We start from the raw sequence: 25,334 nt of genomic DNA, 5'->3' as shown, positions 1-25,334 counted from the left end.
AACACATTTGAGATGAAAAAACTAATCGGTCCATTCAGCGAGATCCTGACCTTATCGGGATTAGCGCTGAATGGTGCTATAAATGATGACCAGCTTGAAGTGATTCCTGGTGGTGGGGTTATTGTAGAAAATGGAAAGATCGTGGCTACTGGTGATTTTGAGAGTTTACGTCTTGCAAATCCTGAGTTGCCGCTGGAAAAAATTGAGGGGGAGCAGGTTTTGCTTCCTGGCTTTATTGATTGCCATACGCATATCTGTTTTGCAGGAAGCAGAGCGAAGGATTATAGCTTGCGTATTCAAGGCAAAACTTATCTGGAAATTGCGAAAAGTGGTGGTGGTATTTGGGATTCTGTAACGCAAACGCGCGCAGCAGGGTTGCCAAAGCTTGTGGAATTACTGGAGCAAAGGGTACAGCGGCATTTGGCAGATGGAGTGACTACGATAGAAATTAAGAGTGGTTATGGACTGGATGTAAGCAATGAGCTGAAAATGCTGAGAGCGATTAAAGAGATTGCTTTAACTACTGTTGCCGATTTGATTCCTACTTGTTTGGCAGCACATCTTTTACCGAAAGATTTTGAGGGTTCACAGGTGGAGTATCTGGATCATGTACTGGCAGATTTATTACCGTTGGTGAAGGCGGAGGATCTGGCAAACCGGGTAGATATTTTCATCGAAGAGAGTGCTTTTGACCGCAAGGCCTCAGTTCCTTATTTACTGGCTGCAAAAGCGCTGGGTTTTGAAATTACAGTACATGCGGATCAGTTTACGACCAGTGGACTGGAAGTAGCTATTGAAGTTGGGGCTGTTTCGGCAGATCATCTGGAAGCGAGTACGGAAAGAGAAGCTGCGTTGTTAAAGGGTACTGAGACGGTAGCTGTTGTGCTTCCTGGTGCTTCTTTGGGTTTAGGGATGCAATATGCGCCTGCAAGGAAATTATTGGATGCAGGTGCTTGTCTGGCTATTGCAAGTGATTGGAATCCAGGTTCTGCGCCTATGGGGGATTTATTGATGCAAGCTGCGGTCATGAGTGCTGCAGAGAAATTATGCACAGCTGAGGTTTTCGCAGGATTGACTTTCAGAGCTGCAAAGGCATTGGGTTTAAAGGATCGTGGTACGTTGACCGAGGGGATGTTAGCTGATATGCAGGCTTATCCTTGTAGTGATTACCGGGAGATTTTATACCATCAGGGAAAAATTAAACCAGGTATGGTCTGGAAAAACGGAACAATCGTATGATAGACTCTTTATTTTATCGCAAAACATGGGTTGAGACTTGGTCTGGACGTAATGATGGGACTGATCTGGCTGTTCAACGCTGGCATCAGCGGGTGATTTTAGTTGATCTTTTACATGGGGTTATCCCGTTGCTCTCACCGGGTCAGCAGGGAATTGCTTTGATTGGTTTTTCTTGTGACGAGGGAGTGAGACGTAATGGTGGCAGAGTTGGTGCAAAAGATGGCCCGGCTCATTTCCGTAAGGCTTGTTGCAATTTACCTGTTCATTTTCCTGAAGATACTGTTTTCCTTGATTTAGGTGATATTTTTTGTACGGATCAGGATATGGAGGGTGCGCAACGTTCGCTTGCTGAGGTTGTTGGCTTTGCTTTAGCAGATGGTTACCGGCCTTTGGTTATTGGTGGTGGTCATGAGGTTGCTTATGGACATTATACGGGTATCGATAGTTATATAGCTAAGGGGGATAATATTGGTGTGATCAATTTTGATGCGCATTTTGATTTGCGCGAGCCTAATGCGCATGGTACAAATTCTGGTACTGGTTTTTTTCAGATTGCGCAGGATTGCAAGGTATCGGGCAAGCCATTCAGGTATATGCCTGTTGGGATCCAGCTGAACAGCAATACGAAGTATTTATTTGATACGGCTGCGGGACTGGGTGTTCAGCATATTGCTGCAGAAGGTTTTATGGCTTCAAATCAGGAGTTGATTCAGCGTCAGCTGGAGGAGTTTATTGCGGGTTCAACGCATATTTACCTGACGATTTGCATGGATGTATTTTCGTCTTCGTTTGCACCCGGGGTAAGTGCTGCTGCTTTTAGTGGTCTTATTCCTGATGCGTTTTTCTTTAGTTGCTTGAAGGCGGTGATGGCTAGTGGAAAGGTTATCAGCATGGATATTGCAGAGTGTAATCCGGTTTTTGATCAAGACCAGCGCACGGCTAAGTTAGCTGCCGCGCTGGCCTTTAGCATGATCACCTAACCAAAAGATTATTCAGCAACGGGAAGGAAGAAGCAGAAGCGGCTTCCTTCCCCTATTTCACTTTCTACCCATATTTTACCGTTTTCGGCTTCTATAAAGTCTTTGGAAATTGCCAGTCCTAAGCCAGAGCCTGATTTGTTGTTTCCGTCTGTGGGTACCTGGAAGTAGCGGTCAAAGAGTCTTTTTTGATATTGTTCGTCTATTCCTTTTCCGAAGTCTTTTACGGAAAATTCTATTCCTTGTTTTTTTTCTTGTATTTCGATTTGAACTTTTGATTTTTCTGAGCTGTAGCGCAGGGCATTGGATAGAAAGTTAATGAGCACCCAGGCTGTTTTTTCTACGTCTGCGTTGACAAGCGGCAGGTTTTCTTTACTGATGAGTTCGAGTTGAATGTTTTTCTGCCCGGCTTGGAAACGGACTGCGTTCAGGGCGTAGTTTACGATTTCCAATGGATTGGCTTTGACAAAGTTTAGTTGCAGGTTACCTGTTTCTACTTGTGCAAGGTCAAGGAGTTCACTGGTAATTTTTAACAGACGGCTGCAGTCGTCTTTGATGTGTTCAACGAGTTGTTTTTGTTCTGTGTTCATGAGCCCGATCCTTTCGTCGTCCAAGAGTTTAAGGCTCATTTTTATGGATGATATGGGTGTTTTAAGTTCGTGGGATACGGTAGCAATGAAGTTGGTTTTAGCTTCGTCGAGTTCTTTAAATTGGGTAATGTTATTGAGGATGTAGACTGTCCCGGCTGTTTTACCGGTTTGCAGAACGGGTAGTTCCTGGTCTTCGAATATGGGTACGATAATTTCTCTTTTTTGGAGTTGAAAGTAGGATTCTTTCTGGTCTGCGTAGATTTTTATGGGTTGGTCGTTTTTTTCGTTATTCATGATCCTGGCCAGAAGATCGTTTTTCTTCATGAGGTCTTTGACGTTGGATCCGTTTACTTTTCCTTTGTCAAGGTTCAGGATTTGTGCGGCAACTTTATTCATGAAAAGGATTTCTTGTTTTTCGTTAAGCCCGATGATGGCGTCTTGCATTTGTTCGATAATGGCTTCGATCCGTAGTTTTTCTGATTGGATTTTAGCAAGGTTACTGTTTTCCCATTTGTTGAGTTGTTCAACCATTTCATTGAATGATCTGGCGAGTTCTGCGAATTCGTCAGTGCCGTCAAATTCGAGTCTTTGTTTGTAATTTTTACGCCCGATTTCCTGGATGGCTTCGGAGAATTCTCTTAGGGGGTTGGCGACAAATCCCGGGAAGTTGACGATGAAGGAGAATAGAACGAGGAAGCAGAAGCTGGCCGCGGTAATCAGGTACAGGCTGGCTTTTTCAACGGATTTTTGAGCGACATCGTTTTTTCTGACGATACCGTCCATGTTGAGTTTGTCGATAATCGTGAGTTGAGATCTGATCTTTGCAAGTGCTGTTTTTTGCTTTGCAGGGTTAGTGAGTTCGCTGAAGGATTGTTTGAGATTATTTACGGCCTCTCTTTCTCCTTTCTCGGTCACGTTTTTTGATTCGAGGTTTAGTTGTTTTGTGAATTTTTTCTGTAGTTCTGTGGTGAGGGGAAGGTCGTTCTGGTCGAGTATGGAACGCATTTCTCTGGTGTAACTCAGGGTTTCGTAGTTGTCTTTCAGAATCACTTTTGCACTGACCGAGATTTGGTTCATGTAGTAGAGTGAGATTGAGCCGAATAAGAGTACCACCACAAATAGGAATCCGAATCCGAGGCGGAGTTTGGTTTTTATTTTCATTGCGTTTTTTATTGTTCTTCTTTGGTAATGAAGCTTGCGAAATGCCGCAGGTTTCATTGTATATTGCTTAAAAAAGGGTTTGTCTGGCTTCGCAAAATATAGAGGTGCTATGTTCGAGCGGCATTTATTCAGGCCCGAAATGGGCAGAATAAACAATGCTCTTCACCTTAGCACCATCTATATTTTTTTAGGATATCCAGTTAGGTTTATCTGTTGCAAAGTAGCATACAATTTCATTTTTTTTTATTGAGTTACTTGTTGGGTTAATAGTTGGGTTGCTTATTGGTTTATTAGTTGGATTGCCATTGATTTACTAATTGGTTTACTTATTGATTTGCTAGTTGGATCGCTTATTGGTTCACTAGTTGGATTTCTGATTCAATTGCTTATTGTAGTTCATTAGTTGGTTCACTTATTGATTTATTAGTTGGATTGCTTTAGGATAGAATGACGAGGTCTGTTTCTGTGGATGAAATATTTCTGAGTAATTCATTGAAGACAGCGGTTCTCATAATGACCTGAAAGAGGTTCAAGTGAGGTTTACCGATGCAGATTGTGGTAATTTCTTTTTCCTGGGCAATTCTTATAATGGTTTTAGTGACGTCATCACTTTTTACTTTAATTACTTCTGCTCCGAGTTCTGTAGCGAGCTTAAAGTTATTGATCAGATGCCGTTGCAAATCTAGTTTAATCCGGTCACTACTTTCACTATTATTCTGCACATAGAGTACAATCCAGGGGGATCTGTAATAGGATGCCAGTCTGGCTGTTTTACGGATAACGATCTTTGCGGTTATGTTATTGGTAGAGATACAGGCCATAAATCGTTCTGGTCTGAGTTTGATTTGTTTAGGGATTTCTACACTGATTTTTCTTTCTACGTGGTGAGCCACTTCCCGCAAAGCGAGCTCCCTGAGTTGAAGGATACGCTCGGATTGAAAGAAGTTCCCTAAAGCTCTTTCTATTTTTGTTTTATCATATATTTTACCGGATTTAAGCCGGTCTATGAGCTCATCAGCGGTCAGGTCAATGTTGACGATCTCATCTGCAATGTCCAATACTCTATCCGGGATGCGCTCTGTGATGGGAATACCAGTGATTTTCTCGATTTCCTCATTCATGCTTTCCAGGTGCTGGATATTCACAGCCGAGATTACACTGATTCCGGATTCTAGGATATCCATGACGTCCTGCCAGCGTTTTGTGTTTTTACTTCCTTCAATATTGGAGTGTGCCAGCTCATCCACGATGACAACCTCGGGATTCCTGCTGAGGATGGCCTGCACGTCCATTTCTTCCATTTCTTTGCCTTTGTAGAATAGTTTACGCCTGGGAATGAGCGGTATTCCTGCTAAAAGGGCATGGGTTTCTTCCCTGTTATGGGTTTCGATATAGCCGATTTGTATGTCAATCCCGCTTTTGAGCAGGGCATGCGCTTCTTGCAGCATCCGGTAGGTTTTTCCAACGCCTGCACTCATGCCGATATAGATCTTGAACTTGCCGCGCCGTGATTTCTTCACGAGGTCAAGGAATTGACGTACTGATTGTTCTTTATTATCTTCCACAATATAATCGGTTTACCATGTAATGATCACATATCCAATATCAACGAGATAGGATACACCGGTAATGAACGTAATTCCTATTAATAAAATCAATATAAATTTAACGGAATAATTCCGGTAATTTGTTTGAATTGCAATCGTTTGATGCGGGTTTTTAAGCCTGACTTCCTGCCCTCTTTTCAGCCGGGCAATTCTTGCTTTTCTCTTTGTTTTTGGTCCGTATTTTAAGCACAGAAATCCTGCAAAAACAGTGATTGAAGCGGTAAATAAAAATTCTAAAAATGTTTCCATGTTTATAGCTTTTAATTTTTAGTTTTTAAAGCCGGAGATCTTATTTCTCCGGCTAATCATTTTAAAATCATTTCCCTGGTCAATCCTTTTAAAAAGGAGAATCAACAGGGATTAAAAGGAGTTAAAAGAAGACTGCAACACTTGCAGTAACTACTGCATTATAGTTTACAGCACTTATCTCTCTTTTAAATATCTTGTCTTTACTATCATATACTTTACCTTCTAGTCTGACCACTGCGTTTGGTACCGGGGCATAATCAATGTTTAAGGAATAACCTTTGGTTTTAAATCCATTAGGGGTATCAGTAGCAATCAAGACCCCATTTTTATCCTGATAGTATTCAAATCTGCCTGCCATCGCCCATTTAGGGTTAATGGTATAACGCGCAATAACCACGGGGGATAATACTTCATTTTTACTGTGGTCAGTTTTGGATTTTTGCTGTGTAGCGTAGTCAAATCCTACGGTTACGCCAAAAGCATCAGCCAGTTGGAATATACCGTAAATGTTATGATAGAAACGGGTTACTCTCACGGAGTCAGCACCTTCGGTTCCAAGATAATTACTGTAGTTTACTGTAATTTTATCGGTTGGTTTCCAGGTAAGTTGCAGGCCTCCGGCTGGTTGCCTGTTCCCGTCCTGACGTGCGATACGCTGCCAGCCGTTTAAGTACAGGGCTGAAGCGGTAAACTTGTTGTCATCGGTGCTGTAAGTAACCTTCGCTCCGGATTCGAAGTAGGGGGTATTTTCTGAAGATATATTCCTGGTCAATACCCAGCAGTCCTTTGATATTGCGCTTTCAAAACCAATGTGCGAAGAAAATACACCCGCGTCTATCCAAAGGTTGGCTTTGCTGGATATTTTAAAGCCAACATTTGCTTCCAGGATGTTTTTTGACACCCCTGATTCAGCAGCAAGATTGGCATTGGCGTAGGTGCCGGCCATGATGGCCAGGTTAGCTCTGATCTTTCCGGAGTCGTAGGCGGCTTTAATATAACCTAAGTTCAGATTCACTTCATTACTTCTATTGTGTGCATATATAAAACCAGGTCTGCTGTTGTTCTCTGGTTTGTTAAAGTCGTGTCCATAGTATACTTCGGCATAACCAGAAATTTTAATCTTCGGTTCGTCTTGCGCAAAGGCACCCAAACCCATACAAACAGTGGCAGCTGTCATCAAAATTTTGTTCATTGTATTTTTTATTATAAAATTATAAGGCGTTTTTCTTGTTGATAAGGGTATTAATTCAGAGGAATTTTAAGAGCCTGTTTAAAATCGGACAGGGTTGGCTATGATTATTGATTTTAAACAGGCTTCGTTTAAACTGGCTTCAGCTTATTTTTTCAGGTTGTCCAATGCAACATTCAATTCCAGTACATTGATTGTACTTGGGCCAAATAGCCCCAGCAGTGGGCCATTCGCAGTTTTCTTAACCAGGTCAGATACGACTTGTTCACTTAATTTTCTGTTCATGGCTACTCTTTTAATTTGAATAGCTGCCCCTTCTACAGAAATATCAGGGTCCAGTCCACTACCAGAGGCAGTCACCATATCGGCAGGAATATCACTGCGTTTCAGATAAGGGTGGTATTTAAGCAGAGAGTCTATCCTGCTGTTTACTTCTTTTAAGTAATCTGGGTTTGACGGGCCTTTGTTTGATCCACCAGATCCATCTGCTTTGTAACCTACTGAGGATGGTCTGCCCCAGAAATATTGAGGTTTTGTAAAGGATTGACCGATCAGGGCATAACCTACTACTTTACCGTTTTGAATGATTTTTTCACCACCGCCGCTGCCTTTAGAGAAACTTCCGGCAAAGGCAACGATTAAAGGATATATTACGCATAACAGCACTAATAAAACTGCGGTAAGACGTATAGATTGTAAGATGTACTTTTTCATGGTTTCTTAATTTTTTTATGGTTATGAAGCTTGCATGAGCTTGATCAATTATTGGAGAGCTGTTAGCTCATGCAGGTTTCATGATCTTTTATTGTTTATTATGATCTTGTGTTTATTATGACTTTATGTTTTTATGATTTTATGTTTTTAAACGAATAGTCCAACTAGTAAATCAATCAGCTTGATCCCGATAAAAGGTGCTATAACTCCGCCCAGACCGTAAATCAAAAGGTTCCTGCGTAATAATGCACTGGCGCCTATTGGTTTATAAGCTACACCTCTTAAAGCAAGTGGAATCAGGATCGGAATGATAATCGCATTGAAAATAACAGCCGACATAATTGCACTTTCAGGGGAATGTAAACCCATAATATTCAAAGCTTGTAAAGCTGGTATTGAACCAATAAATAAGGCCGGAACAATAGCAAAGTATTTAGCTACGTCATTCGCTATAGAGAATGTTGTTAAGGTACCACGCGTGATTAACAGCTGTTTACCGATCTCTACAATTTCAATCAGTTTGGTTGGATCATTGTCCAGATCGACCATGTTCCCAGCCTCTTTTGCAGCCTGTGTTCCACTGTTCATGGCTACACCAACGTCTGCTTGTGCTAAGGCTGGAGCATCGTTTGTACCATCACCCATCATCGCAACCAGCTTGCCTAAGGCCTGCTCGTCTTTGATATAGTTCATTTTATCCTCAGGTTTTGCTTCAGCAATAAAGTCATCTACGCCTGCTTTTTCTGCGATAAATTTAGCCGTCAACGGGTTATCTCCGGTTACCATCACTGTTTTTACACCCATCTTACGCAGACGGTCGAAACGTTCGCTGATCCCTGGTTTGATAATATCCTGTAATTCAATTACACCCAGTGCTTTCTCGTTCTCTGAAACTACAAGCGGGGTTCCTCCGTTGGAAGCGATCTTTTTAACTTCGTCTTCGATATCCTGAGGAAAAATATTTCCTGCTTTCTGAACGATGTTACGGATAGAGTCAAAAGCTCCTTTACGGATACGTCTTCCATCTGGGGTATCAATTCCGCTGGACCTGGTTTCGGCAGTAAACTTGATAAATACTGCGCCTTCTGGAGTAGTTGGCAATGCAAAATTATTTTGTGCATTGGCCAGCTCAATAATTGATTTTCCTTCTGGGGTTTCATCGGCTAAGGAACTCAGTACGCAGGCATTGGTAAACAGTTTAACGTCTACTGCTGCTGTAGGGTAAAAGTTGGTCGCTTTGCGGTTACCAATAGTGATCGTTCCTGTTTTATCTAATAACAGTACGTCAATGTCACCTGCGGTTTCCACTGCTTTACCTGATTTGGTAATCACGTTTGCACGTAAGGCACGATCCATTCCGGCAATCCCGATAGCGGATAACAGGCCACCGATTGTGGTAGGGATCAGACAAACGAACAGAGAGATTAATGCAGCTATTGTGATCGGTGTATTTGCGTAATCTGCGAAAGGTTTCAAGGTTACACAGACAATCACAAATACTAAGGTAAAACTTGCTAAGAGGATTGTTAAGGCAATTTCGTTTGGCGTTTTCTGACGGGATGCTCCTTCTACAAGCGCAATCATTTTGTCCAGAAAGCTTTCTCCTGGTTCAGTACTCACCATCACTTTAATTTCATCCGATAGTACTTTAGTACCCCCTGTTACGGACGATTTATCACCTCCGGACTCTCTGATTACTGGCGCAGATTCTCCGGTAATAGCTGACTCATCGATGGTAGCTATACCTTGAATGATTTCTCCGTCTGTTGGGATGGTATCTCCGGTTTCACAGAAAAAAACATCTCCTTTTTTTAATTGACTGGATGAACGCATTTCTAAAGTTCCGTCTGCCAGAACTACTTTAGCTGGTGTTTCTTCCCTGGTTTTTCTTAAGCTGTCTGCCTGAGCTTTACCCCTGGCTTCAGCAATGGCTTCTGCAAAATTGCCAAACAGTACGGTCAGGAACAGAATTAAGAAAATAAAGAAGTTATATAGTGGTGATCCTTGTCCGGCGTGGCTGAAAGAATAAACCGTAACGTATGCCATCACCAGTGTTCCTACTTCGACAGTAAACATCACTGGGTTACGCACCATCACCCTTGGATCAAGTTTTATAAAGGATTGTTTAAGGGCGTTTTGAACCAATGCAGGTTCAAATAATTTATTAGAAGACTTCATGATAATCTATTTAATCAGGGTAAAATATTCTGCCAACGGGCCTAAAGTCAGGGCAGGGAAATAGGAAAGGGCATTTAAAACAATGATCACCGCAAAAGTCATCAGACTGAAAGTCAGTGTTTCTGCTTTTAAAGTACCAGCAGATTCCGGGATATATTTTTTAGCACCCAGTAATCCAGCAATAGCAATAGGGCCGATAATTGGTAAGAACCTGCCCAGGAATAATAAAAATCCTGTAGACACATTCCAGAACACGTTATTGTCGCCTAAGCCTTCAAATCCAGAACCGTTGTTTGCGTTGGAAGAAGTCATTTCGTATAACATCTCTGAGAAACCGTGAAAGCTTGGGTTATTTAACCATGCTTTTGGTTGTACTGCCCATGCCGCATCTGCATGATTGACGATGATAAAACTTGATAGTGCTGTACCAGCAAGAATCAGAAAAGGACTTAACAGGGTGATTAATGCTGCAATCTTAATTTCTCTTGCTTCTACTTTATGCCCCAGGAATTCTGGTGTCCGGCCTACCATTAAACCAGAGATGAATACAGCAATAATGAGATAGATAAAGTAATTGAGCACCCCTACTCCACAGCCTCCATAAAAGGAGTTGATCATCATCCCTAATAATTGCCATAAGCCTGTTAGTGGCATCGAACTGTCATGCATACTGTTTACTGATCCTGTAGAGATAATAGTGGTAACGGTACTCCAGTAACCACTAATTGCCGGCCCGAACCGTACTTCTTTACCTTCCATTGCACCGGTAAGCTGCGAAATACCCATTTTTGCAATTGCAGGGTTCCCACCCAGCTCACTGCTTACGGTTGGGATCAGCAGTAAGAGCATACCGATAGTCATTACGCCGAATATCATCCAGGATAGTTTTCTGCGCCTGATAAAAATACCGAAAGCAATAACCATCGCTATAGGAATGATCACCTGTGCAATTAGTTCTACCGAATTGGTGAAATAGGATGGATTTTCTAAGGGGTGTGCAGAGTTTGTACCAAACCAGCCACCGCCATTTGTTCCTAAGTGTTTTATAGCTACAAATGCAGCTGCCGGGCCTCTTGATACGTTTACAGTATCGCCCTGTAATGATATGAATTTGTCTTTTCCTTCGTAACTGGTGGTCGTACCTGAAAAGGCAAGGATAACAGCCATGATCAGGGAAAGAGGTAATAATAACCTGGTGATTGATTTCACAAAGAATTCCCAGAAGTTACCCAGATTGGTAGAGGTTTTATCTCTGAAGGCTTTAAAGAAGACTACAGCAGCTGCGATACCGGTTGCGGCACTCACAAATTGAAGAAACATCATCACAAAGTGTTGTGTAAGATAGGTTACACCGCTTTCTCCTGAATAATGTTGAAGGTTACAGTTTACAACGAAACTGATAATTGAGTTAAAGGCAAGATCAGGAGACATTCCTGGGTTACCGTCGGGATTAAGTGGCAGCTTATCCTGATTCATTAAAACGAAGAATCCATAAACTAGCCATACAAGGTTGATGGTCATCAGCGCTTTCATGTGCTGTTTCCAATTCATTTGCTCGTTAGGGTTAATTCCGGAAAGTTTGTAGATACCAGATTCAATAGGTTTTAAGAAGTCAGTCCAGACTTTTTCACCAGCAAATACCTTTGCGAGGTATTTGCCTAAAGGAATAGCTATAACCAGGGTAAGCAGGTAGGTAGCGAAGATTCCAAATAATTCAGTGTTCATAGCGTTCAATTAAAATTTTTCGGGTTTAATCAGCACGTAAATCATATAGATAAATACTGCGATTGCGATAATAAATAGTGCGATCATAATTTTAGATTTTTTCGAACCAGTCGATTGATTTGTAGCAGATCCACGTCAGGATCAGAAGAGCGATTAATAATAGTACAGTCATCATGGTGTTTATTTTTTATGGCCTTATCCAATCGCTATACCAAAGAAAAGCAACATAACTTAAATAGCTGTACACAAGCATTTTAAGCAGGTAAATGGATTTTACAAGAAAATTGAGAAGGTTAAAACCCTTCCAAAATGAAAGGGTTGATTACCGATATGGAAGGTTGCTTCTGGTTAAAGCGGCTTTAAATTAATTGAGTAAGGGTTCTGAGATATGTTGATGACATAGGGTTACTTAATGGTGTATAGCAGTATTAAGGGAAAATTTAATCCTTAACATGATGAAGAAATATTTGATTTATGGAATACTAGGTTTAACTGCCCTGGGTTGTAGCAGTGACAAAAAATCGGGTGCTTATGACGTTGCTGATCTGCAAAAACAGAGTTCTGCCTTATCATCTGATACTGCATTAACTGAAAAAATTGTTAAAACTGCAGACATGAAGTTCAGGGTAAAGGATGTCCAGCTTACGAAGGAAACGCTGGGGAAGATCCTGAGGGCTGAGGGTGGTACGATTGCTGAGTTTAATACGCATAGTGTGGTCATACAGAATGATAAGGTAAAGTATTCGGCTGATTCTCTGCTGGAATTAATTTCTTACCGCGTGGAGGGTCTGGTAGTTGCAAAAATCCCTTCTGAAAAGCTGGATGATTTTACGAACCAGGTCACAAGAATGGCAGTGTTCATTGATGAACAGTCTTTAAAACAGGATGATGTGAGCTTGAATTATTTGAGCAATCAGTTGAAAAATAAGAATAAGGTTGAAGCGGTAACGCAGTTGAATAATTCTGTTTCAGGAAAAAAGATCAGTGTTGCGGAAAGGTCTTTAGCATTGAAAGATGATTTGGTAGATAATAAGGTGAATAATTTGATGACTGACCGGAATGTAAGGTACAGTACGATTACTTTAAATTTTTACCAGGACAATACGGTTAAAAAAATGATAGTGGTCAATGATGAGTTGTCCGATTATCGGCCTGATTTTTTTAAACGGTTCTGGTTAAGTTTTGAGAATGGATGGAGTGTGTTTAAGGAATTTATTCTGATCCTGGCTAATTTATGGGCTTTAATAGTGTTGGCTGTTGCTGGTTATTTTGTTTTCAGGCACTACAGAAGAAAAAAATTGATAGCTTAATTGAATTTTCAGGAGATTTTGAGTGTTCAGGTGCGTGTTAAGCTTTGTTTTATAAGTTTAAACACGTGCCTGAACTGCTTTTTTCAAGTAATCCCCTCCTATCTGTTCTGTATCCACATCTGCTCTGAAATTTTTTCTCCTTGAAAAGCAACACATTAAGATATTTTTACAGTTTAAATGCTCGTGAGCGATAAAAATGTCAATTCTTTACTTACCTTTGTTGCACACCAAATCAGAAAGATCATTTATGATCGTTTGAAGTCTGGTCTCTGCAGGATTGCAGACCCTTCGCAAGAGGGACAAAGGTGATACCAATTTTTCGGGGTGTAGCGTAGCCCGGTATCGCGCCTGCTTTGGGAGCAGGAGGTCGTAGGTTCGAATCCTGCCACCCCGACACAAAAAGTGCTAACAGGCACCGAAACCCCTTAAAATCAAAGATTTAAGGGGTTTTTTGTTTTATTTCAACCCTATCTATATCAATCGAAATCAAGAAAAACGTGCCCTATTCGGTGCCCCATTTATAATATTTATATTAGGGCACTAATCAGAATTTATCTATTTGATTATCAATAAATTATATATTTTATTTTGCTTGTTTTTGATGTCTGTTGTGCCCCTTTTGAAACAGGGTACAATACCATTAAAGCCAATGACAAAACATTTGTAAACAAATTTAATGATATGAGTATGCAGCAGAACACATTTGGCGTAATCTTCTATTTGAGAAAATATAAGACTACCAGTAACGGAAAGACACCTATCTACGCCCGGATTACAGTAAATGGTAAACGGTCTGATATTGCAACCAAACGGACAATTGAAGAGGATAACTGGAATGCAAAAAAAGGAATGGCAAAAGGGAGCAGACAGGAAATGACTCTGCTTAATAATTACCTGGAGAAATTCAGATCAGGAATTGTTGAAAGCTATCAAACGCTGCTGTTGCAGAAAAAATTAATTACTGCCGACCTGATTAAGGATAAGTTCTTAGGAAAAGACCAGCAGGACCTCACCATTTCCAAACTGATTGATTACCACAACCAGCAGGAAAAGGACAATCTGGAATGGGGAACAATGAAAAACTATTACACGACCCAAAAGTATATCCTACAGTTCCTTAAAGAAAAGCAGGGTACAGATGATAAATTCCTCTCAGAGCTAAATTATAAATTCATTACCGACCTTGAAATGTATCTGCGTCAGGTAGAAGATAAAAACGGTTTATCAGCAATGGCAAATAACGGGGTAATGAAACACCTTGAACGTTTATGTAAGATGATCAATCTTGTGGTAAAACTGGAATGGCTGGAAAGAAACCCATTTAATGCCTACCAGCTAAAATTTGAAAAGGTAGAACGTGAATGCTTAACTGAATGGGAACTGGCAAACCTAGAGGCGAAAACCATGTCTATTTCACGTTTGCAAACTATTAAAGACCTGTTTGTATTCAGTTGTTATACCGGACTGGCCTATATTGATGTATTCAATTTAAAACCTCAGCATATTGTCGAAGTTGCAGAAGGCGAATTTTGGATAAAAACCACTAGGCAAAAAACCCATACCCCGGTAACGGTGCCATTATTACCTAAAGCACTTCATATCATTGAAAAATACAGAAAGCATCCACAAACATTAGCAGAGGGTAAAGTTCTGCCTGTGATGTCGAATCAGAAGTTAAATGGATATTGTGCGCCCGTAAAGGTTGCGTAATGAATGTCTCTTTAGCAAGAGACTAGACTAGGTTCCAAGTCTACTCCCGACCGACTTATCTGGAGGGGAAACCTGATAGGGAGTGTAGCATGTCGGTTTACAGCATGGCCGCTTTAATTGCCAAAGGCGAGTGCATTGCTGGGGAGAAAGACAGACACGAGGATGAAGCCTATACTGGTTGAATGATAGTTCAGTGGGGCATGTTGAACCTGTGACGAAAGGCAGTTGTATTGTCACACCGTAGCTATCTCAATTGACAGGTAGCCTTTGAGAGCATAGAACACCGCTACGGCACAACCGCAATAAGCGGAGAAAAGAACGAAAGTCGCATCCGACAGTCTGTCGCGCTAACAGTCATTACGAAGCTAAACGGGGATTTCCTAAGTCGGGATGCCCATATATAAAAAAAAAAGGGCTATGTATAAAGATACTGAATACCCGATATGGAAACGGAGCTTCCGTAGTAGTCCGAGCAGGGTAATACCCTGTACATGGCGAAGGGAAGCAGTTGTCAACTTAATACAAACTAAGGAAAACGTGTGAGACGTATGAGAGATCCAGTGCAAGTATTAAACGCTTTATGCGAACATAGCAAAGATTCGGGCTACCGTTACCAAAGGCTCTACCGAATTCTGTTTAATGAGGAAATGTTTTTCATCGCCTATCAGCGTAAATATGCCAATCAAGGTAATATGACGCCGGGCACCGACGGCAGAACCGTCGACAGAATGAGCATTCACCGCATTCAGAAACTTGTGGCAAGTCTGAGAGACGAATCGTATCAGCCTCATCCTGCCCGCCGGGTGTATATACCCAAGAAGAATGGAACGAAACGCCCGTTGGGTATTCCCTCTTTTGAGGATAAACTCGTGCAGGAAGTGGTACATATGATTCTGAAAGCCATCTATGAGGGGCAATTTGAAGACACCTCACATGGCTTCCGTCCCAACAGAAGCTGCCACACGGCATTAAGGGACATTAAGGTTACATTCAAGGGAACACGATGGTTTATTGAGGGCGATATCAAAGGTTTCTTTGATAATATCAACCATAATGTAATGATCGATATCCTCAGAGAACGTATCTCTGATGATCGTTTCCTGCGTTTAATCCGTAAGTTCCTGAATGCTGGCTATATGGAGAACTGGACATACAACAATACCTACTCAGGAACACCGCAAGGCGGAATCATTAGTCCTATCCTGGCTAACATCTACCTTGACAAGTTCGATAAGTATGTAAAACAGTATGCAGAAAGTTTCAATAAAGGCAAATCACGTAGACTAACCACTGAGTATCAGCGTAACCGGAATCAGAGAAATGCATTACGATGGAAACTGGAAGCGGAAACGGATGAAAACCGCAAAGCTGAACTGAAATTGAAAATGGCCGAAATGCGTACGGAAATGCTGGATATTCCAGCAACAAGGGACATGGATGACACGTTCAAAAGATTGAAGTACATAAGGTATGCTGATGACTTCCTCATCGGAGTAATCGGCAGCAAGGGAGAATGTGAAAAAATCAAAGCTGATATTACCACTTTCATGAGTGAAAAACTCAAATTGGAAATGTCTGAAGAGAAGACTTTGATTACCAGCGCACAAGAACCCGCAAAATTCCTTGGATACGAAATCACTGCACGCCGGTCCATGGACCACACGCGTACACGATGTGGACTACAGCGCCGTCCGTGGTCAGGAACAATTGTCTTAAATTTATCTTACGAAACCGTACTTAAGCGACTTCAGTCCTATAACGCTGTGCTTATCACACAAGTAGACAGGAAACAAACGCTTAAGCCATCGTCTCGCAAGTATATGGTGAATAGGCAAGATGCAGATATCATGGCGCAATACAATCTTGAATTGCGGGGATTCTACAACTACTATTCCATCGCAGACAACATCGGCTATCGGGGATGGAAGTTCAATTACTTCATGAAATATAGCATGCTCAAAACGCTCGGCCGTAAGCACAAAAGAACTGTCGGACAAATACTTGAGAAGTATAGAGACGGGACGGATGTGGTCATCCCCTATAGGGATAATAAAGGCAACGCGAAACAAAGAGTGTGGTATAATGGGGGATTCAGATGTAAACGCTTCAAAGACATCTACGAGGATAATTATTACGACAAGGCTCCCAATACCATGTATCTTCCTGCCCCCACACTTGTGGAAAGGCTCAGAGAGAGAAAGTGTGAACTTTGCGGTGTAATGGGAGACCTCGTGATGCATCACGTACGTAACATTAATCAGCTTAAAGCTGATACCAAATGGAATGCAGTGATGATCAAACGCCATCGTAAAACACTCGCAGTCTGTCAAGGCTGTGATGCATTAATCCATAAAAGCTATGATAAGTAAAGTTATGTTGACAATGGAGAGCCGTATACATGGAGACATGTACGTACGGTTCGGGGGCGGGTTAGCAGAGACTTACCACCGCAAGGTGGCAAAGCGCTGTTGGCCTAGCCCACTAAAGGAGATTGCGGACATTTGTGGAATTACCAAGCCTTTGACCTTCCATATTGCCAGGCATACCTTTGCAACTACTGTTACCCTAACCAATGGTGTACCCATAGAGACTATTAGCAGGATGCTGGGGCATAAAAAACTTAGCACGACACAAATCTACAGTAAAGTAGTAGATAGCAAGCTAGGAGGAGATATGGCCAGACTGAGGGAGAAATTAGAAGCATGATTATTCTTCACAACAAAACAAAGGTTTATTAATTAATTTCAGAGACAGCTCCAGTTGATTTATTAAAGGTACAAGTAGATGTGTACCGCCCGACCTCGCACAGCCAAACTTGAAAACAGGAAACTCACTGCTACCACTCCGTAGATGCAAAAGCGGGAACGCAGAGGCATGAGCATGGGGTTCCGCAGGCCGCAAGTGAGCGAGGGGAGATTTCTATTATTACCCGTCAAATTGTAGCCAACATTAATCCAAAAAGAGCAACATAAGAGCCAATTTCATATATCGTAACTATCCATCCTCTGGTTATATGGGTCTTTTTATCCTCATTCTTAAATTCGTGAACGATTTCGTCGAATTTATCTATCAAAATAAATCTATTGAATATTAAAAAAATGGTATTTATGATAATAATAGCAACAATAATTTGTGGCTTATGCGTCTTATAATCCGGCAAAAGGTTAGTTCTATTAATCTTAAAAATGTTTACCCATATTATAAATAATGTAGCAAAATTTGCCATAAATGTACCCATCATAGCTGCTTGACTCATCCATATTCCCATTCCCCTGCTATTATTCCACCTCTTTAAATAAAATAAATACATTCTATAGAAATAATAACGGTATGCTTTTTTTATGGTGTCTAACATTTTTAAAATTTACGTTTAATAATTGGTCTTTCTATTTTGTTCAATTGTCTCATTTTCATTGCCGCCTGCTCATCTGGGGTCATGATTTTTTTATCAACGCTAAGGTTGTCTATTGGTGTTATTTCTTGGTTACGCGTTTCACTATTACGACTATTTGGATCTAAAGGGTCAATTAAAAAATATACTGAACTAATAACGAATCCGATTGGACTCATCATTCCAACTCTAGTCATAATGATGTCGACAATTGCCTTTCGAACTCCGGCATTATCGTCCTTCATATAGGAATCAACTCCAACATAAAAAGAAATTCCCATACCCGCAACGGCAATCGTATTGCCTACCACGTGCCCTACTCCCCCATTACCACTAATTTGAAACGTCTCAATTGCAGCCCTGCTTCCCCCTCTATAGCCTGCTCCCAACTTCGGGCTATACCGATAATATACCGGATTAAATCCACCCTTGTACCGCAAAGCAATAGACCCAAATTTACCGTGTTCTGATATACCTGCAGCAATTCCTCCATATAAAACACCAGAATTAACTTTATCTAATAGGGATGTTCTTTTTGGTTGAGTTCCTTTTGTCCATTTTGAGGCGTAAACGGATATATATTTAGGGATTGGCCTTCCCTGATGAACATAACCGATGCCTTCCACATTGGCACCCGGCCAAATGCCCAAACGGCCTAGTCTTTGAAATTCAATTAAGCTATATACCCTATAGGGTGCTTGATTGACCCCATGTTCTTGTTGTTTACCCATGGCCTAATTCTTTACCCAATTATTATCCAGTTCAATATTGTTAAACATGACTTTACCAGCCGAGATAGTTAACCAAGTAGTTAAACTTTGATTCCCTGTCGCACTAACCTGCTGACGGTAATTCACACAATAACCTTTCGTAAAATGGATTGTGTGCATAGTTTGTCCGCCTTCATCTTTGAAATCAATTTTACCATCGCGCTGTTCAAAATTGTTAACCATCCATTTATAAGTTAAGGCATTTATTTGTTGAGCGATTTCCATTTCAAAGAAACCACCATAAACCTCGTGTTGAGGTTGCATTTTATCGTCAACTGCCTGTTCGACAGAAAAATCAAGATGCACTAACTCGTATTTTTCAATTCCAACTGATAAGATTGCTTTAACGTTCATAACATTTTGATTTAACTATTTCCATTCATTCTTGTGAACAACTCCATTTAACTCTATTTCGTTAGCCTGAATCACTAATGTGGTAACTATATTGTTATCCCCGAACTTAGAGTAACTCAAATAACACGCAACACAACAAGCATCTTTAAATGCAATTTTGTTAAATGCAATTCCTGTAATATCCAGATATGATAATAGACCGTTTTTTCGCTCACGGTGACCAAAAGCCCATTTTGTTAGGTTTTGATCTACAAAGTGATCTAAATGGAGAATAATTGTCCCACCTGCCACTAAGCCTACTGCTTTCCCATCCTGTTGAGTGGATTGATTCAAGCTAAACTCACTGTGCATTAGATTATACGTTTTGGAATTTATCGGTGTTGATGCCTCATGTACACTACTAAGACTTAAAATCGATTTAAAGGAAGACATAGGCAGTTAAATTAAGTATACAATGATCTAAATGGATAATTATTTTCAATGTAACTAAAATTTATCACAATTGATTTAACAAACAACTCCAAAAGAAATAAATTATCTCAAACCAACTTACATCATTAGGGTCATTCTCTAGTTATCTTAGGAGCCATTTTGACTGTTTAATTGATAAGATGAAAGCAAGTCATAAACTATCAGTTATATATTTGGTACGTTCAGCCAATACGGCTTTTAACCATTGCCTGATAACTTTTCTTCCACTATTTACAGCTTTAACTTTGTCCTCTGGGCTAGTAACAAGGTTGTACCTGATCGCTTTCTTGAATAAAGTTAGGTAGTGAATTCCCAAATCTTCATTCACCTGGAATTTTGGACTCTCCACATCAATGAAATTGAGGAAACAGAGGGTTGCCCAGCAATCGCTTCCAGTCGGGTTACTAAAATAAGAAGGAAAAGAAACCTGATTGATGAATTGCTGTATAAGCACCTCTGGCTTAATCTGGTAAATACTGCAAAGTATGTCAAAGTCTTCTGGTAGGGTAAGGTTAATTGCTGTTTCCATAATGGTAAGTTTAGTTTTGAGTGGTAGCCAGATAGTGTGCGAGGTAAATTTCTCTTAAAATATTTGTGCGTTCCTCCAGATTACGTATGATGTAGAGTCCCAAATGTAATTCCTCCATTCTCCCAAAGAAATTGAGTTCGGTTTCTGTTAATCGATAGGCTTTCGGGTTATTTCCTCCAAAACCTTCTGCTATATTTGAGAACAAAGAAAAAGTAAAATTATCATAGGTGAGCTTTAACCCTTTATGGGCATGGGCATCTGCTGCTGAAATTCTGCCCATAAAATATTCCAGAAATTCCTTGGGATAACAATTATGAGCTTCACAGAGTACGCAAAAATCTTTGTTCAATTTGATAGCGGAATATTCATCAAGGTATAAGGTGTCTGAAATGGTATAAATCCGTTCCATTGCATCAAAAATCATGTTGACAAGGGGGCGGGTTTTCTCTCTTTTAATAGCGGTCAGGCCAGCCTTTTTTGTGGCCAATACTTTAATATTTGATAGACAGGATATGAGTAATGCGCCGCAATTCCTCATGGCTTTGCTATGCACAGGCCGTTTCCTTTTTGCCCTTACATAAGAACCAACGGTTCTGGTGGCCTCTGAAAACCCTTCGCAATAATCCTCACGCATAGTATCATATAGCCTTACATGGTCGGAGAAAACCTGTAATACCTCCACAATCTCAACTTTATATATCGCACAGGCCACGCTAAATTCTAAAGGGACTATGATTTGTTGCTTGTTAATTCGTTTCATCAATCATTTTTTTAGGTTTTGTCATTTCAGCATAGACATAACAGGCATTGACCATTTCCAGGAACTGGGTGTAAAAACACATCATATTCTTTGTTAGGTCTTCATCCCTATATGCTGCGGAATGATAAATCCAGGCTTTGTATAGTTCCCATAAATTGTCTCTTGTCTCATGGATGGGGAAGTCTGCAAAAAAATAAGACATCAATCTTACTGGATTTTCCATCTGATCGGCTGTCAGACCACTCGGCTGATAGTTCAATTGTTTTTTAATTTTCTTCATTTTCATCACGGGTAGCTTTTAATAAAATTCTTGGAAATCTGCTGAATCACCCTTGCACAGCAAGTAGTTCAGCGATAAACTGGCATAATAGCTGAGATATTTTTCACCTTGATGTGAACTACAACTGACCAGTAGAAAATCTTCTGTAACCTTGATAGATACACGCTGTTCTATTGCCTTCGGTACAATTACAGCCAGTAATAAGATCCCACCCTTATAAGAGACTACACGCACCTGATCTTGATTTTTAGGAAACTGCAATGAAGCTAAATTTGAATACAGATCAACTGTTTGACGCAGCAGGATTCTGGTTCCTTTCTGAAAAGGGAGCATTAAGAACCGTTTATTGCAAAGTGAGACTTCTATATCCGGCTTATCCATTTATAACCTCACTTTCCTGCATTACTCTTTTGTATAAAGCGGCCTCGTTTTCCAGTTTCTGAATTTTCTCTTTACACATCGCTTTGACAAGACTTACAAAATCTGTAATCCTATCATATAAGTGCTGTGCATCCTCAGATTCAACTGAGAAATGATCCCCATAACGTGCTTCCGAATAGCTTTTAATCAAAATTTCAAATAGTCTTTCATCCTCAGAGGTTCCTGATAGTAATGTTTTAAAAGGTTTGCTGGAAAAGCATTTACAGAGGTTTAAAAGACGTTTTAAATTATGAATCTCTGAACGGTATGCTATATGCACTCTAATCAGCACAATACAACATTGTTCTATAGTCTGGTGAAGCATGAAAGTGCATATATTATATTGCCCATTGATCAAACATTGATATGCGCCAGTAAGAAAACCCTCAATTAATGGCGTTCGATGCTGTAGCTGTTTTTTAGCTTTTATCCCGGCTTGTGTAGGGATAAACCTGACCGGGAAATCTGGCCCGGTCATACCGTCATGGCTGTATACTAAATGTCCTGTATTAAAAACCGTAATGAAGAACCTGTTATTGGCCTTCATGGCTTCCAGGATAGTTTCTTTTCCGTGGCAAAGAATAATAATTACACCATGCTTGTAATGAACATTAGCAAATTCCTGTATCTCGTGATCAATTCGTGTAGTAGTTTCCATTACGATCAATAAGCAGTAATGACTATCATAGTCATTTCCAGAATCGATAAAACAGCCATGTGATTGCTTTAATAAACTCTTTTTTGCAAAGCAGAAAATTTGTTGAGGTAAGAATTTTTGAATTAGTGATTTGACGAATATCTTAAAATAAAAAGAATGTTCATCTGTTGGGAACAAGGGGTACATTTCCATATATCATCTCATTTATAGTTAATAAACTGTTCAAATGAGTCTTGGATAATTGGAGATGATAAATTTGGGATCTGCCAACCGTGGCGACTTAAAGTTTCTGAGGCCTTACGTAACACGGGATTACAGCAGACCCCAAATCTATCTTGATGTGCAAAGATAGCATATCTAAGCATAGATCATGGGATATTCTGCTGTCCTGCGATACGGCCTCAGATAATCGCCGCAAGACTCTTAAAATAAATATTCAAAAAATGTTAAATCATAAATCAATTCTGGTTAAATAGATGTTTGAGCAAAACAAAAAAGAGGTTTGATCAAAACTTCACCCCACATTTAATAAGCTCAAATCAAATATAAGCAAAAGGTGACATATATGTCACCTTTTGCTTATATTTTTTTCATTGGTTCGAAGAATGGAAAAGACTTTAACGGATGTAGAACAGTTTGTCGTGGATTTTGTATTAAAAATTAGGACTGAGAAAAAACTTACCCAAGAGGATTTAGGCTTTATACTTGGGGTAGACCGTAGCTTCATTAATAAAATCGAGAATCTTGAGCATAATGCAAAATATAATCTAAATCATATCAATAGACTTGCAGATCACTGGGGTATTTCACCGCAAGAATTTTTACCTAAAAAGGCTTTTCCTGTTTCACAAAATGAGGAGTCTCAGAAATAGCCAGATCACATTAAAGAAAAGCGTAACTAGGTACGCTTTTCTTTAATCTATTGAGTCTTTCAGAAATCACGGCGCACAAGTTTCTAAATAAATATTCAAAAAATTTATTGGATATACTTATTCATGAGCAGGTAAGTGAAAATCAAAAATACCAAACCAATGAAACCCAAGATTAATCTGGTTAAAACTGCCCTGACATATTCCACACTTCTTAGCTGTTCTGGAAATAACGTAATGCGATATTCTTTCTTTAGCGGCTTCTGCCATTTTTCAATAGTTTCCTTTATGTCCGTTAAACTTCTAAACAATTCAGCGGTTACCCCGGACATATCCGGTTTTGGGGCTTGAATAACTATATTACTATACTTGCTATCAAAGCTAGCTAATAAAGCCTGTGTCTCTTTTTCCTTTGCCAATAACACCTCATTCTTTACTAACTGCTCTTTTTCCAGTAGCTCTGTCCTTTTAATCAGGCTTTCAACTACTTCATCTATTACTGTTTTTTCAGGTGTTTGTTGATTGTTCATATTTTCACTCCTTTCTTCAAAATGTTATAAATAAATTGATTAGTTAGCTTATTTACCGCCTATTTGTGTGGGCTTGCCCCTTACGCTGCCTATTACGGCCATGTATGGCTTCATCGTCTACGTCATCCGAAATATGAATTTCCGGTAAGAATGGATCAGGTAATATTTTGTTCATGTAATTGACCTGTGATTCTGACTGCAAGTAATTGATTTCCGGTTGTTCCCACAGGTAGTGAGTTTCGGGTTCGGACTTTAGGTAAGTTGATTCTATCACTTCTCTTAAATGATCGGCAAGGCTTTTCGGCTGCTCTTTTTTTTCCTTTTGCGATTGCCCTTGCTGTGCCTGCATACGGTCTGCTATAACCTTAATCATTTTTCCATAGCTCAAACTGCGGTCGATTTCCGATCCTTTGAATTGGTATTTACCTTTAGTAAAACTAACTCCCTGCACCTCTGCGGTTCCACTCTTGTATTTATACATCATCCCAATTCCTTGTTTACCCAACTGCTTTTGGAGTTCGTCCATGCTGATGACTTTTGGCAATATGGCTTTAATCTTATCGCGGAGTTCATATTTCACCTTATCGGCTCCTTTAAGCTGCGGACGGTTGACCTTTGCCTTTCCTTCACCCATATGGAAACTATATTTTAAGGTGAGTGCTTTGCTGGCTTTTACATTTTTCCACCGCTGATAGGCATCACTAATCGGCTTTCCCTGATTATCAACACGGTTGTAAATAAGATGCAGGTGTGGATGTTTGGTATCGTGATGCCTGATCATCAGCACCTGTGTATCGGTGATATTCATCTTCTGCAAGTATTCTTTGGCGATATTGACCATCAATTCATCGGTCAACTTTGGTGCATCCTCCGGACTCCAGTTCAACGCAATATGTCCAACTGCCTGCCCCAGACTTGGGCGCATTTTCCGCTGCATGTTAAAATCGCTGGTAATGTGAGCGACCTGATCAATTCGTACGCCATTAGCATCCAGAATTTCCGCATCGTTTTTCAGCACGCAATACTCTACGCAACCTTTAAAACTTTTGCCCGCTTTAGGTATCTTTCCCATCATCGCTATTCAAATATTTAAGTGCCTGATCTATTTCTTCCAGTAATGAACTGCACCTGATTGCAATGGACAGCATACCACTGGTGTGTGCCAGTTTAGTCAATTGGTTCAGATTATTTGCCATGCCCGCCAGCATGTGTAAAACTCGCCTATCTTCGGCTGTCAACCGTGATACTACTTTTGCTTTCAGGGTGGCTTCCCTAACCCAGTCGCTTATCCGCATACCTGCTTGCCTCGCTTTGGATTCAATCAGGAAACGTTCTGTAGTCTTAAGCCGTACCTTAACATGCACTTCACGCCTGATTCTCTTCTTCGGTGCCCCTCCCCTGCCTTTGGCACTTTTCTTTGGCTTATCGAGCTGGTCATTTTGACCGCTCTTTGATATAGTACTGGTCATAGTTCTCATGCTTTAAGTGTCTTGCCGGCCTTCCGGCGACCATCGGGAGCAGGAAGCAAGTTTCCGTTCCAGCCCCTTGGCTGAACGGAGTATTTGGGTACCAAATACACAAACTTGCTTCCTACAAATCGCATAGTATGGCGTGCTGAAAGCTTCGCCTTACGTCCTGCGATTTCCATGCACT

At 40.5% G+C, this 25,334-nt stretch carries 26 protein-coding genes, 1 tRNA gene and 1 pseudogene; 8 read left to right on the top strand and 20 right to left on the bottom strand.

Going from position 1 to position 25,334, the window contains the following annotated elements:
- The first annotated feature begins 12 nt into the window (after nucleotides 1-12).
- On the top strand, nucleotides 13-1,239 hold the full coding sequence (gene hutI / locus AY601_RS02360; RefSeq protein WP_068395880.1) for an imidazolonepropionase: 1,227 nt from the start codon (nucleotides 13-15) through the stop codon (nucleotides 1,237-1,239).
- A complete protein-coding gene (gene hutG, locus AY601_RS02355; RefSeq protein ID WP_068395877.1) occupies nucleotides 1,236-2,219 on the top strand; it encodes a formimidoylglutamase in 984 nt (327 codons plus the stop codon). Before hutI ends, hutG begins: the two co-directional genes overlap by 4 nt.
- Before the next feature lie 8 nt (nucleotides 2,220-2,227).
- On the opposite strand, the gene AY601_RS02350 is transcribed toward hutG, so the two are convergent.
- The 8 genes from AY601_RS02350 to AY601_RS25220 all read right to left on the bottom strand — a co-directional run bounded on the left by AY601_RS02350 (nucleotide 2,228) and on the right by AY601_RS25220 (nucleotide 11,716).
- Nucleotides 2,228-4,024 carry a HAMP domain-containing sensor histidine kinase gene (locus tag AY601_RS02350; protein ID WP_335340586.1) on the bottom strand — a complete coding sequence of 599 codons (1,797 nt, stop codon included), beginning with the start codon at nucleotides 4,022-4,024 and terminating at the stop codon, nucleotides 2,228-2,230.
- A gap of 380 nt (nucleotides 4,025-4,404) precedes the next feature.
- The gene (locus tag AY601_RS02345) at nucleotides 4,405-5,535 is read right to left on the bottom strand and encodes a sensor protein KdpD (protein WP_068395874.1); all 1,131 of its coding nucleotides are present in this window, start codon (nucleotides 5,533-5,535) and stop codon (nucleotides 4,405-4,407) included.
- A gap of 9 nt (nucleotides 5,536-5,544) precedes the next feature.
- The gene (locus AY601_RS02340; protein WP_068395871.1) at nucleotides 5,545-5,823 is read right to left on the bottom strand and encodes a hypothetical protein; all 279 of its coding nucleotides are present in this window, start codon (nucleotides 5,821-5,823) and stop codon (nucleotides 5,545-5,547) included.
- Nucleotides 5,824-5,944: 121 nt separating this feature from the next.
- Entirely contained in the window at nucleotides 5,945-7,015 is a 1,071-nt protein-coding gene (locus AY601_RS02335) for a porin (RefSeq protein WP_068395868.1), read from the bottom strand.
- 144 nt (nucleotides 7,016-7,159) lie between these two features.
- Nucleotides 7,160-7,726 carry a K(+)-transporting ATPase subunit C gene (locus AY601_RS02330; RefSeq protein WP_068395865.1) on the bottom strand — a complete coding sequence of 189 codons (567 nt, stop codon included), beginning with the start codon at nucleotides 7,724-7,726 and terminating at the stop codon, nucleotides 7,160-7,162.
- 147 nt (nucleotides 7,727-7,873) lie between these two features.
- Nucleotides 7,874-9,904, bottom strand: coding sequence for a potassium-transporting ATPase subunit KdpB (gene kdpB / locus AY601_RS02325; RefSeq protein WP_068395862.1), 2,031 nt, complete (start codon nucleotides 9,902-9,904; stop codon nucleotides 7,874-7,876).
- Nucleotides 9,905-9,910: 6 nt separating this feature from the next.
- On the bottom strand, nucleotides 9,911-11,629 hold the full coding sequence (gene kdpA, locus AY601_RS02320; RefSeq protein ID WP_068395858.1) for a potassium-transporting ATPase subunit KdpA: 1,719 nt from the start codon (nucleotides 11,627-11,629) through the stop codon (nucleotides 9,911-9,913).
- Between the two features lie 9 nt (nucleotides 11,630-11,638).
- Nucleotides 11,639-11,716, bottom strand: coding sequence for a potassium-transporting ATPase subunit F (locus tag AY601_RS25220; protein ID WP_082035969.1), 78 nt, complete (start codon nucleotides 11,714-11,716; stop codon nucleotides 11,639-11,641).
- 365 nt (nucleotides 11,717-12,081) lie between these two features.
- Between AY601_RS25220 and AY601_RS02315 the strand changes: the two genes are divergently transcribed.
- The 5 genes and pseudogenes from AY601_RS02315 to AY601_RS25845 form a co-directional block, all read left to right on the top strand.
- Nucleotides 12,082-12,939 carry a DUF4349 domain-containing protein gene (locus AY601_RS02315; RefSeq protein ID WP_232324683.1) on the top strand — a complete coding sequence of 286 codons (858 nt, stop codon included), beginning with the start codon at nucleotides 12,082-12,084 and terminating at the stop codon, nucleotides 12,937-12,939.
- Between the two features lie 320 nt (nucleotides 12,940-13,259).
- Nucleotides 13,260-13,333 (top strand) — tRNA-Pro (locus tag AY601_RS02310).
- A gap of 293 nt (nucleotides 13,334-13,626) precedes the next feature.
- Entirely contained in the window at nucleotides 13,627-14,649 is a 1,023-nt protein-coding gene (locus AY601_RS02305) for a site-specific integrase (protein WP_232324682.1), read from the top strand.
- A 548-nt stretch (nucleotides 14,650-15,197) separates the two neighbouring features.
- The gene (locus AY601_RS02300; RefSeq protein WP_068395848.1) at nucleotides 15,198-17,018 is read left to right on the top strand and encodes a reverse transcriptase/maturase family protein; all 1,821 of its coding nucleotides are present in this window, start codon (nucleotides 15,198-15,200) and stop codon (nucleotides 17,016-17,018) included.
- Nucleotides 17,019-17,124: 106 nt separating this feature from the next.
- Nucleotides 17,125-17,355 (top strand): annotated as a pseudogene (locus AY601_RS25845) (tyrosine-type recombinase/integrase); the annotation flags it as partial.
- Nucleotides 17,356-17,581: 226 nt separating this feature from the next.
- On the opposite strand, the gene AY601_RS02290 reads toward AY601_RS25845, so the two are convergent.
- The 9 genes from AY601_RS02290 to AY601_RS02250 form a co-directional block, all read right to left on the bottom strand.
- Complete coding sequence (locus AY601_RS02290; RefSeq protein ID WP_068395840.1) at nucleotides 17,582-18,004, bottom strand: hypothetical protein; 423 nt, start codon at nucleotides 18,002-18,004, stop codon at nucleotides 17,582-17,584.
- Nucleotides 18,005-18,006: 2 nt separating this feature from the next.
- A complete protein-coding gene (locus tag AY601_RS02285) occupies nucleotides 18,007-18,771 on the bottom strand; it encodes a hypothetical protein (protein WP_068395837.1) in 765 nt (254 codons plus the stop codon).
- A gap of 3 nt (nucleotides 18,772-18,774) precedes the next feature.
- Nucleotides 18,775-19,164: a type VI secretion system tube protein TssD gene (tssD, locus tag AY601_RS02280; protein ID WP_068395834.1), complete on the bottom strand. Its 390-nt coding sequence runs from the start codon at nucleotides 19,162-19,164 to the stop codon at nucleotides 18,775-18,777.
- Between the two features lie 15 nt (nucleotides 19,165-19,179).
- Nucleotides 19,180-19,596, bottom strand: coding sequence for a type VI secretion system tube protein TssD (gene tssD / locus AY601_RS02275; RefSeq protein ID WP_068395824.1), 417 nt, complete (start codon nucleotides 19,594-19,596; stop codon nucleotides 19,180-19,182).
- 190 nt (nucleotides 19,597-19,786) lie between these two features.
- Nucleotides 19,787-20,164: a hypothetical protein gene (locus AY601_RS02270; protein WP_068395821.1), complete on the bottom strand. Its 378-nt coding sequence runs from the start codon at nucleotides 20,162-20,164 to the stop codon at nucleotides 19,787-19,789.
- Between the two features lie 10 nt (nucleotides 20,165-20,174).
- Nucleotides 20,175-20,924: a hypothetical protein gene (locus tag AY601_RS02265; protein WP_157287646.1), complete on the bottom strand. Its 750-nt coding sequence runs from the start codon at nucleotides 20,922-20,924 to the stop codon at nucleotides 20,175-20,177.
- Entirely contained in the window at nucleotides 20,911-21,204 is a 294-nt protein-coding gene (locus AY601_RS02260; protein ID WP_157287644.1) for a hypothetical protein, read from the bottom strand. Before AY601_RS02260 ends, AY601_RS02265 begins: the two co-directional genes overlap by 14 nt.
- 18 nt (nucleotides 21,205-21,222) lie before the next feature.
- Nucleotides 21,223-21,585, bottom strand: coding sequence for a hypothetical protein (locus tag AY601_RS02255; RefSeq protein ID WP_068395813.1), 363 nt, complete (start codon nucleotides 21,583-21,585; stop codon nucleotides 21,223-21,225).
- Nucleotides 21,578-22,474, bottom strand: a complete 897-nt coding sequence (locus AY601_RS02250; protein ID WP_068395810.1) for a HEPN domain-containing protein — start codon at nucleotides 22,472-22,474, stop codon at nucleotides 21,578-21,580. The genes AY601_RS02255 and AY601_RS02250 overlap by 8 nt, the downstream gene beginning before the upstream one ends.
- Before the next feature lie 413 nt (nucleotides 22,475-22,887).
- On the opposite strand from AY601_RS02250, the gene AY601_RS02245 reads away from it, so the two are divergent.
- A complete protein-coding gene (locus AY601_RS02245) occupies nucleotides 22,888-23,154 on the top strand; it encodes a helix-turn-helix domain-containing protein (protein WP_068395807.1) in 267 nt (88 codons plus the stop codon).
- Between the two features lie 104 nt (nucleotides 23,155-23,258).
- Here AY601_RS02245 and AY601_RS02240 read toward each other — a convergent pair whose 3' ends face one another.
- The 3 genes from AY601_RS02240 to AY601_RS02230 are packed head-to-tail and all read right to left on the bottom strand — an operon-like array spanning nucleotide 23,259 to nucleotide 25,150.
- Nucleotides 23,259-23,681 carry a hypothetical protein gene (locus AY601_RS02240; RefSeq protein WP_068395804.1) on the bottom strand — a complete coding sequence of 141 codons (423 nt, stop codon included), beginning with the start codon at nucleotides 23,679-23,681 and terminating at the stop codon, nucleotides 23,259-23,261.
- Between the two features lie 52 nt (nucleotides 23,682-23,733).
- Nucleotides 23,734-24,756 (bottom strand): relaxase/mobilization nuclease domain-containing protein, encoded by a 1,023-nt coding sequence (locus tag AY601_RS02235; RefSeq protein WP_068395801.1) that lies wholly within the window; start codon nucleotides 24,754-24,756, stop codon nucleotides 23,734-23,736.
- Entirely contained in the window at nucleotides 24,737-25,150 is a 414-nt protein-coding gene (locus tag AY601_RS02230) for a plasmid mobilization protein (protein ID WP_198163587.1), read from the bottom strand. Before AY601_RS02230 ends, AY601_RS02235 begins: the two co-directional genes overlap by 20 nt.
- Nucleotides 25,151-25,334 lie beyond the last annotated feature (184 nt).

The sequence above is a fragment of the Pedobacter cryoconitis genome, from assembly GCF_001590605.1.
In the GTDB taxonomy this organism is placed as follows: Bacteria; Bacteroidota; Bacteroidia; order Sphingobacteriales; family Sphingobacteriaceae; genus Pedobacter; species Pedobacter cryoconitis_A.
The sequence above is the reverse complement of the archived record's forward strand: the minus strand, read 5'-3'. Positions and strand labels throughout refer to the sequence as shown.

Excerpts from the sequence above, each read along its gene's own strand:
- AY601_RS02300 (WP_068395848.1), top strand. The coding sequence starts at position 15,198 with ATGAGAGATCCAGTGCAAGTATTAAACGCTTTATGCGAACATAGCAAA.
- AY601_RS02270 (WP_068395821.1), bottom strand. The coding sequence starts at position 20,164 with ATGGAAACAGCAATTAACCTTACCCTACCAGAAGACTTTGACATACTT.
- AY601_RS02265 (WP_157287646.1), bottom strand. The coding sequence starts at position 20,924 with ATGAAACGAATTAACAAGCAACAAATCATAGTCCCTTTAGAATTTAGC.
- AY601_RS02350 (WP_335340586.1), bottom strand. The coding sequence starts at position 4,024 with ATGAAACCTGCGGCATTTCGCAAGCTTCATTACCAAAGAAGAACAATA.
- hutI (WP_068395880.1), top strand. The coding sequence starts at position 13 with ATGAAAAAACTAATCGGTCCATTCAGCGAGATCCTGACCTTATCGGGA.
- AY601_RS02335 (WP_068395868.1), bottom strand. The coding sequence starts at position 7,015 with ATGAACAAAATTTTGATGACAGCTGCCACTGTTTGTATGGGTTTGGGT.
- AY601_RS02330 (WP_068395865.1), bottom strand. The coding sequence starts at position 7,726 with ATGAAAAAGTACATCTTACAATCTATACGTCTTACCGCAGTTTTATTA.
- tssD (WP_068395834.1), bottom strand. The coding sequence starts at position 19,164 with ATGAACGTTAAAGCAATCTTATCAGTTGGAATTGAAAAATACGAGTTA.
- AY601_RS02240 (WP_068395804.1), bottom strand. The coding sequence starts at position 23,681 with ATGAACAATCAACAAACACCTGAAAAAACAGTAATAGATGAAGTAGTT.
- AY601_RS02230 (WP_198163587.1), bottom strand. The coding sequence starts at position 25,150 with ATGACCAGTACTATATCAAAGAGCGGTCAAAATGACCAGCTCGATAAG.
- kdpB (WP_068395862.1), bottom strand. The coding sequence starts at position 9,904 with ATGAAGTCTTCTAATAAATTATTTGAACCTGCATTGGTTCAAAACGCC.
- AY601_RS02290 (WP_068395840.1), bottom strand. The coding sequence starts at position 18,004 with ATGTTAGACACCATAAAAAAAGCATACCGTTATTATTTCTATAGAATG.
- AY601_RS02305 (WP_232324682.1), top strand. The coding sequence starts at position 13,627 with ATGCAGCAGAACACATTTGGCGTAATCTTCTATTTGAGAAAATATAAG.
- AY601_RS02340 (WP_068395871.1), bottom strand. The coding sequence starts at position 5,823 with ATGGAAACATTTTTAGAATTTTTATTTACCGCTTCAATCACTGTTTTT.
- hutG (WP_068395877.1), top strand. The coding sequence starts at position 1,236 with ATGATAGACTCTTTATTTTATCGCAAAACATGGGTTGAGACTTGGTCT.
- AY601_RS02315 (WP_232324683.1), top strand. The coding sequence starts at position 12,082 with ATGATGAAGAAATATTTGATTTATGGAATACTAGGTTTAACTGCCCTG.
- AY601_RS02245 (WP_068395807.1), top strand. The coding sequence starts at position 22,888 with ATGGAAAAGACTTTAACGGATGTAGAACAGTTTGTCGTGGATTTTGTA.
- AY601_RS02285 (WP_068395837.1), bottom strand. The coding sequence starts at position 18,771 with ATGGGTAAACAACAAGAACATGGGGTCAATCAAGCACCCTATAGGGTA.
- AY601_RS02250 (WP_068395810.1), bottom strand. The coding sequence starts at position 22,474 with ATGGAAATGTACCCCTTGTTCCCAACAGATGAACATTCTTTTTATTTT.
- AY601_RS25220 (WP_082035969.1), bottom strand. The coding sequence starts at position 11,716 with ATGATCGCACTATTTATTATCGCAATCGCAGTATTTATCTATATGATT.
- tssD (WP_068395824.1), bottom strand. The coding sequence starts at position 19,596 with ATGTCTTCCTTTAAATCGATTTTAAGTCTTAGTAGTGTACATGAGGCA.
- kdpA (WP_068395858.1), bottom strand. The coding sequence starts at position 11,629 with ATGAACACTGAATTATTTGGAATCTTCGCTACCTACCTGCTTACCCTG.
- AY601_RS02260 (WP_157287644.1), bottom strand. The coding sequence starts at position 21,204 with ATGAAGAAAATTAAAAAACAATTGAACTATCAGCCGAGTGGTCTGACA.
- AY601_RS02255 (WP_068395813.1), bottom strand. The coding sequence starts at position 21,585 with ATGGATAAGCCGGATATAGAAGTCTCACTTTGCAATAAACGGTTCTTA.
- AY601_RS02235 (WP_068395801.1), bottom strand. The coding sequence starts at position 24,756 with ATGATGGGAAAGATACCTAAAGCGGGCAAAAGTTTTAAAGGTTGCGTA.